We start from the raw sequence: 14,214 nt of genomic DNA, 5'->3' as shown, positions 1-14,214 counted from the left end.
ATGATTTCGTTGCGTGTTTAAGCCTTAAAGTTAGTAAATAATCACAGATAGAAAATTCCAGCGGAATTTTCGTGAGTAAGCCCTTACCAGCAATTTTTTATAGCATCTATGAAAAAGCAGTAAGTCGAGTATCTTTAGAATTCACGAAAATCAGAAAAGATATGGAACCTCGAATTACCGCTTATCCAAAGCTATACATTGGTATCGACATTCACAAGCGGAGCTGGAAGGTGCATTGCGTTACGGACCTTTTCACGGGCAAGTCCTTCAGCATGTCCCCTGATCCGGAACGATTGCGAACCTATGTTTCAAAACATTTCCCGGACTATGAAGTTGCCACGGCCTACGAGGCCGGTTGTTGCGGCTATCATGCGCACCGTTGTTTCGAGGGCTATGGCCGGCGAAGTCTGGTAGTTAACCCAGCGGATATCCACCGCAAGGGGAAGGAGCGCCATAGGAAGACCGATAGGATAGATGCACAGCTGATCAGTAGGGAGTTAAGGGACGGTCGATCGGATGGCATCCATGTTCCCGATGTCCATAGAGAGGAACTTCGTAGTCTTTTCAGGCGTAGGAACGACCTGGTAAAGGATTTTAGAAGGATCGAGAGCTATATCAAGATGCAGCTGTTGTACTTCGGGATCAAGGAGCCCGAGGGGTTCGACAACGACCATTGGAGCCATAGGTACCGGAAATGGTTGGACGATACGGTGTTCCGATACCCCACGGCCAAGGCCACCTTGGAGAGCGGGATGCGTTCCTTCCGTTTCGTGGACCAAGAGCTCAGGGATGTCTCGACCCGACTCAGACGCTATTGCAAGGTGAACTACAAGAAAGACTATATGTTGCTCCGCAGTATCCCGGGTATCCGGGGCATAGTGGCCTGTGGCATACTCTGCGAACCGGGCGATCTTCGTCGTTTCAACAACATAAAGCATTTGGCGGGCTATGTGGGCCTTGCCCCCGGGGTGCACCAAAGTGGCGGCAATTACAAGACCACGGGCATGAGCATGCGGGCCCACCGTTTGATCCGATCGTATTTCGTGGAGGCCGCCTGGCAGGCGATACGGGCAGATCCGGTCATGCAGGCGTATTACCGTGAACATCAGGGCAAGAACACAATGAGTACCATCATCAAAGTAGCGAGAAAGCCGCTAAGTAGGACATTGGCGGTTATAAAGACCGAGACACCCTATACGATAGGTATAATCGAATAAAAGTAATTAAATAACAAAGCTCACGAAACAGTAGATAGGACCTGTACCACAAAACAACGTGGGTGACCCCGATAGCCATCGAGGATTACAAATTTATGGCAAGTGGCCGGGCCTATTATAACTTATGATCATACAGATGCCGGTGAACCCTAAAAAAAGATGTATCCCACATAGGATGCGGAGCAAGTTATATTAAAAGAAAAAAGGTGGTTTAAGCAAAAAAAGAAAATATTGATTAACTTTAGAGAACTGGACTAGGGCTTTTCATAGGACACATTGTTGTAAGTAGTTTTTTAACTTTTTATGATATTTAATAGTATCTCGCCATATGGACTTATTTTGTAAATATTTCTTCCGTCAAAACGAGCTCCTCCAGTATCTTCTGTAATCATTAATCCTGACAAATACAGTTCATCTTGTTTATGATAATAAACTTCTTTTCCGTCCTTAATATCTTGAAGAAATTTTAAATCAGGTAAGAAGACCTTTTGAACCATATAAGATATTCTTAGAAAAGTTTCGTAATCAATTTCTTCTTTGATATTGGCAGTTAATAATTTTCCAATTATTTCTGGCTTTTCAAGGTCTTCAAGTTTATCAAGTATCAGTATTATGGCAAGTCCGACCTTTTTGTTATACTTTTCTGTTTGTTCAATTCTGTTTATAAATTCACTTCTTTCCTCAGGTGTAGTTTTATTTAATTTGGTTAAAAATTTTAGAACCTTTTTTAAAAATATTTGTTCCTTGACTTTTATCCCGAATTTTGATATACCGACTATTGAACCTACAATTGGTAAATCCTTAGCAATTCCATCTTCCAATATGGCATCAAGAGTCAATTCCGCCAAATCTATATTAATATTTGATAGGTCGGAAGTCTCTAATGTTTTCTCAATTGACTCTTCAAGTTCTTTCATCAAAATTACTTACAACGATTTAGCTATAAATCTGTTTTAATTGTTTATAGCTGCCGATAACGAAGTTCGTTGATTCTGGAATTAGTTTAAAACCGTTCTCACTGGATTTGTAAGAAAGTTTTTAACACTGTGTCTTTTGTCATATCGATATTGCGAAGTATGGGCAATGAGAAATCTAAAAAAACGAAATCACCTTCTTAAAAACCAATGCCATTTTCCATTTTCTCATAAGGTAGATAGTTAGGACTGACCTTATAACTGTATTTTTGGCCTTAATTAATTTGATTACCACAGCACCGTTTATATTTTGATGGAAATTCCCTCACCCTTTTTGCTATCGGTATCAAAATAGAAATCCACCCTGCCCAAATTAATACCGAAACATCCTACCTGATTTACCAAAACTTCTCGGTCCAAAGCATTGGTAACTATCGTTGGCCGTTCTAAAAAAGTATGGGTATGGCCACCTATGATGAGATCCGTATGTCGGGTTTTTTTGGCGAGTGTCAGATCATCCGCCCGGTTTTCATTTGGATAACTGTAACCCAGGTGGGAAAGGCAAACGATCAAATGACATTGTTCCTCCTCTTTAAGTTTTTGTTCCAGATCCGTAGCAATTTCATAAGGATCCAAATATTGGGTCTCCTTATATAATTTGGGGGTAACCAATCCCTGCAATTGTATCCCCAACCCGTAAACGCCAATTTTAATGCCATCTTTAAAGTATGTTTTGTAAGGTGTTGTAAACCCGTCCAAGACCGTATTGCCAAAATCATAGTTTCCGATGATAAAATCGAATTTGGCATGGGGCAGTTGTGCCAAAAGCCCATCGACCCCATTATCAAAATCATGGTTCCCGATAGTGACGGCATCATAATGGAGCATACTCATAAGTTTAAATTCCAGTTCTCCGCCATAAAAATTGAAATAAGGGGTGCCCTGAAAAATATCGCCGGCATCCAGCAATAGAGTATGGGCATTCTCTTTTCGTATGTGCCGTATCAACCCGGCCCTTCTGGACAACCCTCCCAAGCCGGGAAACGATGCATGGCCTTCGGAAAAGGCATCAATATGGCTATGCATATCATTGGTATGTAAAATGGTGATATGCTTTCTTGCCCCCGGATCACATGCATTCAGTATCGATCCCCCTATTCCCGCAAACGTAGCGGAAGCGGATGCATTTTTAATGAACTTTCGCCTATTCATTTAGTTTAATCTGTAATACCGATTATCAATTTTGGGCAAAAGCGTATCCACTTTTTTAAAATGGTCTATCATCGCATTTCTAACCTTATAGTCCAGTGCAAAGATCTTCCTGGCATCCTTAAAGAAAACCATATCATCCCCGCCAGAAACTAAATAATCGGAAGTGGCCACATTATAATATCGGTTCATGTCCAAAGGCTTTCCTTGAATATTTATATGATCCAAACTGCCGTCCGACCTTAAGACAATTTGAATCCCCGCTATGGGATGTGCCTTTTTGGACCAGATGACATAATTTACCAGTTTCCTTACAGATGCTCCCGAAAACGACACAACAGTAATGGAATTTTCAAAAGGCATGACCTCATAGGCCGTTCTTGCCGATACATGCCCTTTTGATATTACGGAACGGATACCACCGTGGTTCATTAAAACAAAATCAATGTTCTTTCCGGTCCTTTTTTTAAATACTGGCCCGGCTTCGGATAACAATATATCTGCCATGAGATTGCCCGCCGTAGTATTATAGGGTCCATCCTCTTTTGAAATCCTGTACGGTGCATAGGCCAAGGTACTGTCCAATATATTATTTATCCGATCTTGATAAGGAAGAATAAACTGTTCAATGGAATCTACGGCAGGGTAGGAGGTGTTGATTTCAATTTGTTCGGAAACTACTTCAGAAAGTTTTGGAGTACGATTGCCACAGGAAATTAAAAAGGTAAATGTTATAAATATAACAAAATGTTTTATTTTCAAAACCCTAAACAGTGTTAACTTCGCCATAGAGTTGAACGGATATTATTTACATTTGTATAAATGTAAAAATACATGTTTTTAAAAGGAATTAAAGACAAGTTCAAACAGAAATCCGGACGAAAATTCATTAAGGAAGCTCTTGGGAAACCGGAGCCTTTAACGAATAGAAACAAGGGAATAAGTTCTTTGGGTTGTATTGTTGATTTGGACAAATTTCAAAATGCCGATGTTTTTTATCAGTTTTTGGATGAGTTTTCCTTAAGGCCCAATGCCGTTAAAATAATCGGGTATAAAAGCTATTATGATAAAAACTCACCCTATGCCACCCCGATTTTTTCCGATAAGGATTTGGGATGGAACGGAACGATAGAAAATAGTTATGCCTTGGAATTTTTAAGTAGGGAATATGATCTTTTGATCAATTATTACAATGAGGATAATTTACTTCCAAACTTGATGTCCGTGCAGACAAAGGCCAGAATAAAAGTTGGTTTTAAAGATGTAGGACAGGAGTTCAATGATTTGATATTGGATACGCCCATTACGGATTTTATAACCTTTAAGAGTGAATTAAAAAAGTATTTAGAGGTATTTAAAGAAATATGATATGGAAGAGTTAAGGGGAACAGGTGTTGCATTGATAACGCCTTTTATGGAAGATGGCGAGGTGGATAGGGATGCCCTTGCCCGCATAGTGGAACATTGTATAGATGGCGGTATCGATTATCTGGTCGTTATGGGAACAACGGCGGAATCCGTAACACTTTCCAAAGAAGAAAAGGCCGTGGCCGTGGCTACGACAATTAAGGTGAACGCTGGAAGGTTACCATTGGTCCTGGGCGTTGGAGGTAACGATACAAGGGAGGTTACAGAGGAACTTCGCTCCATGGACCTATCGTCTTTTAGCGCTGTTTTATCCGTATCGCCATACTATAACAAACCGACCCAAGAGGGAATATACCAACATTTCAGGGCAATTTCAGCAGCTTCTCCCTTGCCCATTGTACTGTACAACGTACCCGGCAGAACGGGCAGCAATATGTTGCCAGACACCGTACTTCGTTTGGCCAATGATTTTTCAAATATTGTTGCGATAAAAGAAGCTTCGGGCAATTTGGTCCAAATTATGGAAATCATTGCAAAAAAACCTAATGATTTTAAAGTGCTTTCGGGGGATGATATTACGGCATTGCCTACGATACTGGCCGGAGGTGATGGTGTTATTTCGGTCATTGGACAGGGATTGCCCGTAGAATTCTCAAGAATGGTCGACCATGGATTACAGGGCGATGCGCAAAAAGCGTATCATTACCATTATCTGTTACAGGAGGGAATGCGCCTCATTTTTGAGGAAGGCAACCCTGCGGGGATAAAAGCTGTTTTTGAACACCTTGGGCTGGCCAAGGCGACCGTGAGACTTCCTTTGGTGGCCGCAAGTACAGATCTTAAGGAACGTATTGGGGCATTTATGAAAGATATAGCCAGAATACCTGCTTAAGACCATACGTTAAATCTTCGCTAAATTCTGATTTTTATGGCAGATTGAAACTATTTTTGATATATCGAAAATGTTTTTTAAATCCGTTGATTATCATTAATTTTGCAAAATGTTTTTTAGAACAAGCCGAACTTTTTTCTTTCTGATGTTGATCGTTTCGTTACATTCTTGTAGCGAATACCAAAAAGTCCTTAAAAATGAGGATGTCAAGGCCAAATATGATGCGGCCCAAAAATATTACAATGAGGGGGATTTTAAACGATCCAATCGGTTGTTTGAACAAATTGCCCCAAAATATATTGGAAAGCCCCAAGGGGAGCGGGTCATGTTCTTTTTGGCCGACACCTATTTTCAACGGAAAGATTACAATATGGCGGGCTATCAGTTTGAACGCTTTATAAGATCTTATCCCAAAAGTGAAAAGTTGGCGGAGGCTTCGTTTCTTGGTGCTAAAAGCTACTATAAACTATCTCCTATCTATTCTCTGGATCAGTCAGATACGGACAAGGCCTTATTGAAACTACAGAACTTTATCAATGCCCATTCGGAATCCGAATATTTTGCGGAAGCCAATGCGATGGCCAAGGACCTGACAACAAAAAAAGAAAAGAAACAAATAGAGATTGCCCAACAATTTGCCAAACTGGGAGAGTTTTATCTTTTGGACTATTCTAAATCCGCTCTTGCTGCCGTGGATAATTTTATATCCGATTACCCCGGCTCTATTTATAGGGAAGAAGCATTTTATTATAAAATGAAGGCCATGACCAATTTGGCCATGAACAGTGTGGAATATCTAAAAAAAGAGCGCCTATTGGAAGCAAAATCGGCCTATGCCGTTTTAAAAAAGCAATACCCCGAAACAAAGTTTGAAAAAGGTGCTACTTACTTGATCAAAAAAATAGAAAAGGAATTACAACAATACGCTACAGAATCTAAATAATAATTGCGATTATGAATATGAACGATTTAAAAAACTCCAGGGCCGCCGTTTCTACGGTAACCGTTAATAGAAACGAGTTTGATCAAAAGACCGATAATATCTACGAAGCAATTTCAATAGCTGCAAAACGGGCCGTCCAGATCAATTCTGAAATAAAAAAGGAATTGTTGGAAAAACTGGAAGAGTTTGCCACCTATAGTGATAGTTTGGAAGAGGTCTTTGAGAACAAGGAACAAATAGAGGTTTCCAAGTTTTACGAAAAACTTCCCAAACCACACGCCCTGGCGGTTGAAGAGTGGTTAATGGATAAGATATACCACAGAAACACGGAAAAAGACGCATAAATGTATGTTGGGCGGTAAAAACATCCTCTTAGGCATAACAGGAGGTATTGCTGCCTACAAAACAACATTTCTGACAAGATTATTGATTAAAGCTGGTGCTAACGTTAAGATCATACTTACCGATAGTGCCAGTTCTTTTGTTTCACCCCTTACACTTGCTACTTTATCCAAAAACCCCGTTGTTTCGGATTTTGTACAGCAAGAAATAAATACCACGGACTGGAACAATCATGTAAAATTGGGACTTTGGGCGGATATCATGATCATTGCGCCGGCTACGGCGAATACATTGTCCAAAATGTCCAACGGTGCTTGCGATAACCTTCTGTTGGCCACCTATCTTTCCGCAAAGTGCCCTGTTTTCTTTGCGCCGGCCATGGATTTGGATATGTACAAACATCCCGGTACGGCAGCATCCTTTAAAAAGCTCAAATCTTTTGGAAATATAATGATTCCGGCAGCTTCCGGGGAACTGGCCAGTGGATTGCACGGAGAGGGTAGAATGGCGGAACCCGAAGTTATAGTAGATTTTCTTACGGACTATTTAGAAAGAGACCTCCCTTTAAAAGGAAAGAAAGTCTTGATTACGGCCGGCCCTACCTATGAAGCTATAGACCCCGTTCGCTTTATCGGCAATCATTCCTCCGGGCTTATGGGTTTTGAACTGGCCAAAGTTTCGGCCCAATTGGGTGCAGAAGTATTTTTGGTTTCAGGCCCGACACACCTGGATACCCAAGAGAAAAATATTCACCTGAAACGGGTGATGTCCGCCGATGAAATGTACGAAGAGGTACACCAACGGTACGCCGATGCGGATATTGTAATCTGTGCCGCCGCCGTTGCGGATTATCGGCCTAAATCAATAGCCGATCAAAAAATCAAGAAATCCGATGCCGATCTTAATATAGCCTTGGTAAAAAACAAGGATATTCTTTTTTCGTTGGGTGAGCTCAAAAAAAATCAATATTTGGTCGGATTTGCCTTGGAAACGGAAAATGAACTGGAAAACGCCAAGGGCAAACTCAAACGGAAAAACCTGGACGCCATTGTCCTGAATTCCCTAAACGATAAAGGTGCGGGATTTGGCAGTCAAACCAACAAAATCACCTTTATAGATACCAATTCTGGAATAACTACGTTTGAATTGAAGACCAAGGCCGCTGTTGCGCGGGATATTCTTAATGAAATTATCAAAAGACGCTATGCGTAAACTTTTGCTTTTATTTATTTTTTGTCTTTTAAACGTTGTGGTAACGGCACAGGAATTAAACTGTACCATAACCATAAATTCAGATCAGGTATCGCAGACCAACCAGCAAATTTTCAAGACATTGGAGCGTTCGTTGGGCGATTTTGTCAACAAGACAAAATGGACCAATAGAATTTATAAGGAAAATGAAAGGGTCAATGCCCAAATGTTCATTACGGTAACGGAATATGAATCCGATAGGTTTAAGGCGAATATCCAGATTCAGTCCTCAAGACCGGTTTATAATACTTCTTATGAAAGCCCTGTTTTTAATTACAAGGACAATCAATTCAATTTTCAGTATATAGAATTTCAACCTTTGGTTTTTAACGAAAATGTCTTTGAATCCAATTTGATCGGGGTCGTTGCTTATTATTCCTATATTATTCTTGGGTTGGATGCCGATACTTTTGCATTGGAAGGTGGAACGGACCTGTTCAGAAAGGCACAGAATATTGTTACCCAGGCCCAGGGGAGTAATACTGCGGGCTGGAGCCAGTCTACAGACCGGAGCAGGTTTGAGTTGGTAGACAACCTGTTGTCCAATACCTATAAAGAATATCGTGTAGCCATGTATAATTATCATAGAAAGGGTATGGATATCATGAGCGATAATAACAGTACGGGAAAACAGGTAGTGACCGGTACCATGAGGCTTTTTGAGACCATGATAAACAGGCGACCGAACGCCTTTTTGATCCAGACTTTTTTTGATGCCAAATCCGAGGAAATCCGAAATATATTTTCAGATGGCCCCAAGGTGGATATCGTAAAACTAAAGGAGACCCTGAACAAAATAGCACCACTGTATTCCAGTACCTGGAACGATATTAAATATTGACCCTTTTTTCAATTCAGAATATAGGTTACCTTTGGAATCTTTAAATCCTGAATTGTGTTATCCAATCTTTCCATATCCAATTATGCCCTGATCGATAGCTTGAACGTAGGTTTTGAGCATGGATTTACGGTGATTACCGGAGAAACAGGTGCGGGTAAATCAATTTTGTTGGGCGGACTCTCCCTGATCCTTGGCAAACGGGCCGATTTATCTTCACTACGGGATAAAAACCATAAATGTATTATTGAAGCGGATTTCGATATAGCACAGTATGGTTTGGTCACTTTTTTTGAACAAAATGATCTGGATTACGAGGAGACGACCGTTATAAGACGGGAAATACTTCCCAGTGGAAAATCCAGGGCCTTTATAAACGATACTCCCGTTACTTTGGATGTACTTTCACAATTGGGCGATAGGCTTATCGATATTCATTCGCAACATCAAACCTTGCGGTTGACCGAAAATGATTTTCAATTAAAGTTGATCGATGCCCTGGCCGATAACAAAAAAACTTTAGAAGCATATTCAAATACGCTAAAGACATATCACCATGCTGAAAAAGAGCTTCAAAGATTAACGGACTTTCAAGATCAGGCAAATAAAGAACAGGATTACAATACATTCTTATTGAACGAATTGGAGGCGGCCCCGTTGGAAGAAGGTATTTTAGAGATGCTTGAGGAGCAGTACGAGCAATTGAATAATGTGGAATTGATTACGGAACAACTCTCCAAAGGAAATCAACTGCTCAATGATGAGCAAATTGGAGTATTGAACCTGGTTTCGGAACTAAAACAGACCCTGTCCAAACTATCCGGGTTTCATTCCAAATATGCAGACCTGAATTCCCGAATTCAATCCATAGCCATAGAATTGGACGATGTTAACGGGGAGCTTCAGGCACTTCAGGAAGGCATTGAAACAAATCCGGCACTTTTGGAGGATGTGAATACCAAACTGCAATTGCTATATAACCTTCAAAAAAAACATGGGGTCGGGGAAATATCGGAATTGATCCAAATCCGGTCTACACTTTCGGAAAAGGTAAGCGAAACGGCCGATTTGGAAGAGAAGATCCAATCCAAACACAAAGAGGTAACGGAATTAAAAATACAGCTAAAAAAACTTTCCGCTACTTTGCGGAACGAAAGGAACGGGGCAATCCCCGACTTAAAAAAACAACTGGAAAAAGACCTTTCCCAATTGGGAATGCCCAACGCTTCCTTTTTGATAGCATTGACCGATAGCGAAACTTTTAAACAAAATGGAATGGACGACCTTTCATTTTTGTTCTCGGCGAACAAGGGAAGCGAGCACGGTCTGTTGAAAAAAGTAGCTTCGGGCGGGGAGCTGTCCCGTATTATGTTGACCATTAAATCTTTAATGGCCAAATACGAAAAACTGCCAACAATAATGTTCGATGAGATAGACACCGGGGTTTCTGGTGAGATATCCAATAGGATGGCCGTTATCATGCGTGAAATGAGCAAGACCATGCAGGTTTTCTCCATTACCCATTTACCCCAGGTAGCCTCACAGGGAAATCAACATTATAAAGTGTACAAATCCGAAGAGGCGGAGATTACAAAAACCGATATGAAGCAACTTGTAGGTGATGAGCGTGTAGTTGAATTGGCCCAGATGTTGGGTGGTAAGGAAATATCCGATTCCGCTTTGGCCCATGCCAAACAGTTATTGAATTAATGCCCAAAACAATAATCACATAAGCGTTTTAACATATTTTAAATATCTTTGCCTTCATTTTAAATACAAAGAACGACCTATTATGGCTTATAATCTATTGAAAGGTAAAAGGGGAATTATATTTGGTGCATTGGATGAAAATTCAATTGCCTGGAAGACAGCGCAAAGCGTGCATGATGAGGGAGGTACGTTTGTGTTGACCAATGCTCCTATAGCCATGCGAATGGGACAGATAAAGACATTGGCGGAGAAAACCGGTTCAGAGATTATTCCGGCGGATGCTACCGATCAGGAAGATTTGGAAAACCTGGTGACCAAGTCCATGGAAATTCTTGGGGGTAAAATAGATTTTGTCCTTCACTCAATCGGGATGAGCGTAAATGTCCGTAAAGGAAGGGCCTATACCGATGAAAATTACGACTTTACGACCAAGGGTTGGGATGTTTCCGCACTTTCCTTTCATAAGGTAATGCAAGCGTTGTTTAAAGCGGACGCCATGAGCGAGTGGGGGAGTATCGTGGCCCTGACCTATATGGCCGCCCAGCGTACTTTCCCGGATTATAATGATATGGCGGACAACAAAGCATATTTAGAGTCCGTGGCACGAAGTTTTGGTTACTTTTTCGGCAAGGAAAAAAAGGTACGGGTAAATACTATTTCCCAGTCCCCGACGGCTACCACGGCCGGACAGGGAATTAAGGGCTTTGACGGTTTTATCAGTTATGCGGAAAAAATGTCGCCCTTAGGGAACGCCACCGCTCAGGACTGTGCCGATTATACCTTGACCTTGTTTTCCGATCTGACCCGAAAAGTGACCATGCAAAACCTGTTTCATGACGGAGGCTTTTCCAATACAGGGGTAAGCCAGGAGGTGATTGATAAGTTTTAGGGAAAAGAAAGGTTTTCCAACTATTTTTTGGCTTTTTAAACAGCACGCTGTTCATGGATTTATCGTTTTCCTTTATTATACCCGTTTACAACAGGCCTCACGAGATAAAGGAACTTTTGGGCAGCTTGTTGGAGCAGACGTATAAAAAACCGTATGAGGTTGTTATTGTTGAGGATGGTTCAACACTTTCTTCTGAAGAAATTGTCGGTGAGTTTTCCCGGCAATTAAATATTTCCTATTACAAGAAAGCGAACTCGGGACCCGGTGACTCCAGAAATTATGGAATGCGCAGGGCCAAGGGGGACTACTTTATCGTACTGGATTCCGATTGTATATTGCCGCCCCAATATCTAATGGAAACCGAAAAAAGTCTCCAAGAATATTTTGTACATTGCTATGGCGGGCCCGATGCTGCCCATACATCTTTTACCCGGGTACAAAAGGCCATTAATTATGCCATGACCTCTTTTTGGACTACGGGAGGAATACGGGGACGAAAAGACTCGGTGAATAAATTTCAACCACGGAGTTTTAACATGGGCATTTCAAAAGAGGCCTTTGAAAAAATAGGTGGTTACGGTAATATTCACCCGGGCGAAGATCCGGATTTGACCATTCGTATCTGGAATGGGGGGTATGAGACTAAATTGATACCCCAAGCTTTTGTATACCACAAAAGACGGATCGATTGGAATAAATTTTTCATTCAAGTCAATAAGTTTGGAATGGTCCGGCCCATATTGAACAGCTGGCATCCGGAAACGGCAAAACTAACCTATTGGTTCCCAACATTATTTTGTTTGGGATTTGTAGTGTCCCTGATCGCATTGGCCTGGAATATATGGATTCCCCTGGGCCTATACGGGTTATATTTTGTACTGTTGTTTTTAGATGCATTCTATAAAAATAAAAGTCCGAGTATAGCTTTTATGGCAATTTTTGCTACCTGTGTTCAATTTATCGGTTATGGATTTGGTTTTTTGAAGTCTGTTATTTACGTTACTTTTAGTAAACAAAAACCAGAAAAGCTCTTTCCAAAGTTGTTTTTCGGTGTAAATGACAAGATGTGATTTTAGAACGAATCAAAACCGGTCTTGGGAAACGAAAAGTCAAGATATTTCTTGTTTTTCTACTGTTTTCGGCGTTGGCCTGGTTCATTAATAATTTGTCTCGCCCCATTATAGGGAATGCCGTCTTTGATTTGGAATATGTGAACATACCCAAGGCGTTTCAGCTTTCCGATACGCCCAAAGCTTCGGTACATGTTAAATTAAAAGCTGTCGGGTTTCAGTTTTTAGGGTTTACCATTAGAAAAAAGAAGGTGAAAATAGATATCTCTAAAATGAGTCTAAAGGACACCGTTTTTTATATAGCACCGGAAGTTTACAAAAAACAGATAGAGCGTCAACTATCCTATTCAATGACCTTATTGGAGTTGGAAAGGGATACCATTTTTTTAAACCTTATAAAAGTTGTTTCCAAAACGGTTCCGGTAGTGTCCGGAGTGCATTTCACTTTAGAGAACAATTATGCCCTGGAAGAAGAAATATCCATTGAACCGGCGACTATTGAAATAAGGGGAGCACGTACCGAAATAGATACGATACAGGAGGTGCGGACAGCTCCTATTGAATTGGGTGTATTGAATTCCGATTTTTCCCAACGAGTAAACCTGATCAGGCCAAAAGGTTTAAAAACGACTATATTCAGTCCAGATAACGTAATCGTTACAGGGCAAATTTTTCGATTTTCGGAAAAGGTCATTAAGGTTCCCGTTACTATGGTAAATTTGCCGGACGGTGTTAAGGTCAGGACCTTTCCCGATGTGGTGGAAGTTTTGTGCCAGGGTAAGATAGCCGATTTAAAATTGTTGGATCCTAGGAACTTCACCATAACGGCCGATTACATGAAAGTTGTAGGGAACCCGGAAAATAAACTGCCTTTGGCACTGCAGGAATACCCTAAAACCATCAGTAATGCCTATCTTTTGGACAATGAGATAGAATTCATATTAAGACGGGAAGAATGATCGTTGGTTTAACAGGGGGTATGGGAAGTGGCAAATCTACCGTTGGCCGGTTTTTTAAAAATTTGGGTGTTCCCGTTTATGATTCCGACTCGGAAGCCAAACGTTTAATGGTCTCTTCCGAAAAAATAAAAAAAGCCATCATCGAATTATTGGGAGAAGGTGCTTATTCCGGTGAAAATCTAGAAAGGGAATATATTGCCCAAAGAATCTTTAGGGATAAGGAGTTACTTAAAAAACTAAATGGAATCGTACACCCTGCCGTTCGGGAAGATTTTTTGAAATGGGTGGAAGAACAGGATCATCCCTATGTAATACAGGAAACGGCCTTACTTTTTGAAAATGGGATGCGTGGGTTTTATGACAAAATCGTTCTGGTCACGGCACCAAAGGAAATACGGATAAAAAGAATTCTGAATCGAGATAAAACCACGAGATCGGAAGTGCTTGCACGTTTAAAAAATCAGATGGACGATTTCGGAAAAATCAGTTTTTCGGACTTTAGAATAGAGAATATTGAATTGGCCGATACAAAGTTGAAAATAGCGAAGTTGAACGACGTTCTGCTTGAATTTTGCTAGGGTTAGCGGATTTTAACATTTTTGTTAAGGTTAG

Annotated in this window: 15 protein-coding genes; 12 read left to right on the top strand and 3 right to left on the bottom strand. The window is 40.8% G+C overall.

The genetic code is table 11. From position 1 onward, the window contains the following. The first annotated feature begins 71 nt into the window (after positions 1-71). Positions 72-1,217, top strand: a complete 1,146-nt coding sequence (locus ACKWB9_RS13235; protein WP_414003496.1) for an IS110 family RNA-guided transposase — start codon at positions 72-74, stop codon at positions 1,215-1,217. A gap of 293 nt (positions 1,218-1,510) precedes the next feature. On the opposite strand, the gene ACKWB9_RS13230 is transcribed toward ACKWB9_RS13235, so the two are convergent. The 3 genes from ACKWB9_RS13230 to ACKWB9_RS13220 all read right to left on the bottom strand — a co-directional run bounded on the left by ACKWB9_RS13230 (position 1,511) and on the right by ACKWB9_RS13220 (position 4,129). After that, entirely contained in the window at positions 1,511-2,134 is a 624-nt protein-coding gene (locus tag ACKWB9_RS13230; protein WP_414003495.1) for a hypothetical protein, read from the bottom strand. A 300-nt stretch (positions 2,135-2,434) separates the two neighbouring features. After that, the gene (locus tag ACKWB9_RS13225; RefSeq protein ID WP_414003494.1) at positions 2,435-3,343 is read right to left on the bottom strand and encodes a bifunctional metallophosphatase/5'-nucleotidase; all 909 of its coding nucleotides are present in this window, start codon (positions 3,341-3,343) and stop codon (positions 2,435-2,437) included. Then, a complete protein-coding gene (locus ACKWB9_RS13220; RefSeq protein ID WP_414003493.1) occupies positions 3,344-4,129 on the bottom strand; it encodes a 5'-nucleotidase C-terminal domain-containing protein in 786 nt (261 codons plus the stop codon). 45 nt (positions 4,130-4,174) lie between these two features. Here ACKWB9_RS13220 and ACKWB9_RS13215 point away from each other — a divergent pair, with 45 nt between their 5' ends. The 11 genes from ACKWB9_RS13215 (at position 4,175) to coaE (ending at position 14,180) form a co-directional block, all read left to right on the top strand. Further along, positions 4,175-4,708, top strand: a complete 534-nt coding sequence (locus ACKWB9_RS13215) for a DUF6913 domain-containing protein (RefSeq protein ID WP_414003492.1) — start codon at positions 4,175-4,177, stop codon at positions 4,706-4,708. Between the two features lies 1 nt (position 4,709). Then, on the top strand, positions 4,710-5,600 hold the full coding sequence (gene dapA / locus ACKWB9_RS13210; protein WP_414003491.1) for a 4-hydroxy-tetrahydrodipicolinate synthase: 891 nt from the start codon (positions 4,710-4,712) through the stop codon (positions 5,598-5,600). Between the two features lie 109 nt (positions 5,601-5,709). Further along, positions 5,710-6,543 carry an outer membrane protein assembly factor BamD gene (locus tag ACKWB9_RS13205; RefSeq protein ID WP_414003490.1) on the top strand — a complete coding sequence of 278 codons (834 nt, stop codon included), beginning with the start codon at positions 5,710-5,712 and terminating at the stop codon, positions 6,541-6,543. A gap of 17 nt (positions 6,544-6,560) precedes the next feature. Then, positions 6,561-6,887 carry a DNA-directed RNA polymerase subunit omega gene (locus tag ACKWB9_RS13200; RefSeq protein WP_414003489.1) on the top strand — a complete coding sequence of 109 codons (327 nt, stop codon included), beginning with the start codon at positions 6,561-6,563 and terminating at the stop codon, positions 6,885-6,887. A 4-nt stretch (positions 6,888-6,891) separates the two neighbouring features. Continuing rightward, positions 6,892-8,097 carry a bifunctional phosphopantothenoylcysteine decarboxylase/phosphopantothenate--cysteine ligase CoaBC gene (gene coaBC, locus ACKWB9_RS13195; protein WP_414003488.1) on the top strand — a complete coding sequence of 402 codons (1,206 nt, stop codon included), beginning with the start codon at positions 6,892-6,894 and terminating at the stop codon, positions 8,095-8,097. Then, positions 8,090-8,977: a type IX secretion system protein PorD gene (gene porD, locus ACKWB9_RS13190; RefSeq protein WP_414003487.1), complete on the top strand. Its 888-nt coding sequence runs from the start codon at positions 8,090-8,092 to the stop codon at positions 8,975-8,977. The genes coaBC and porD overlap by 8 nt, the downstream gene beginning before the upstream one ends. A 54-nt stretch (positions 8,978-9,031) precedes the next feature. Next, positions 9,032-10,684: a DNA repair protein RecN gene (gene recN, locus ACKWB9_RS13185; RefSeq protein WP_414003486.1), complete on the top strand. Its 1,653-nt coding sequence runs from the start codon at positions 9,032-9,034 to the stop codon at positions 10,682-10,684. 82 nt (positions 10,685-10,766) lie between these two features. After that, entirely contained in the window at positions 10,767-11,573 is an 807-nt protein-coding gene (locus tag ACKWB9_RS13180) for an enoyl-ACP reductase FabI (protein ID WP_414003485.1), read from the top strand. A 53-nt stretch (positions 11,574-11,626) separates the two neighbouring features. After that, the gene (locus ACKWB9_RS13175) at positions 11,627-12,643 is read left to right on the top strand and encodes a glycosyltransferase family 2 protein (RefSeq protein ID WP_414003484.1); all 1,017 of its coding nucleotides are present in this window, start codon (positions 11,627-11,629) and stop codon (positions 12,641-12,643) included. Then, complete coding sequence (locus ACKWB9_RS13170; protein ID WP_414003483.1) at positions 12,640-13,602, top strand: CdaR family protein; 963 nt, start codon at positions 12,640-12,642, stop codon at positions 13,600-13,602. The genes ACKWB9_RS13175 and ACKWB9_RS13170 overlap by 4 nt, the downstream gene beginning before the upstream one ends. Then, a complete protein-coding gene (gene coaE, locus ACKWB9_RS13165; protein WP_414003482.1) occupies positions 13,599-14,180 on the top strand; it encodes a dephospho-CoA kinase in 582 nt (193 codons plus the stop codon). Before ACKWB9_RS13170 ends, coaE begins: the two co-directional genes overlap by 4 nt. The last annotated feature ends 34 nt before the right edge of the window (positions 14,181-14,214 follow it).

The sequence above is a fragment of the Maribacter spongiae genome, from assembly GCF_047345125.1.
Classification (GTDB): domain Bacteria; phylum Bacteroidota; class Bacteroidia; order Flavobacteriales; family Flavobacteriaceae; genus Maribacter.
The sequence above is the reverse complement of the archived record's forward strand: the minus strand, read 5'-3'. Positions and strand labels throughout refer to the sequence as shown.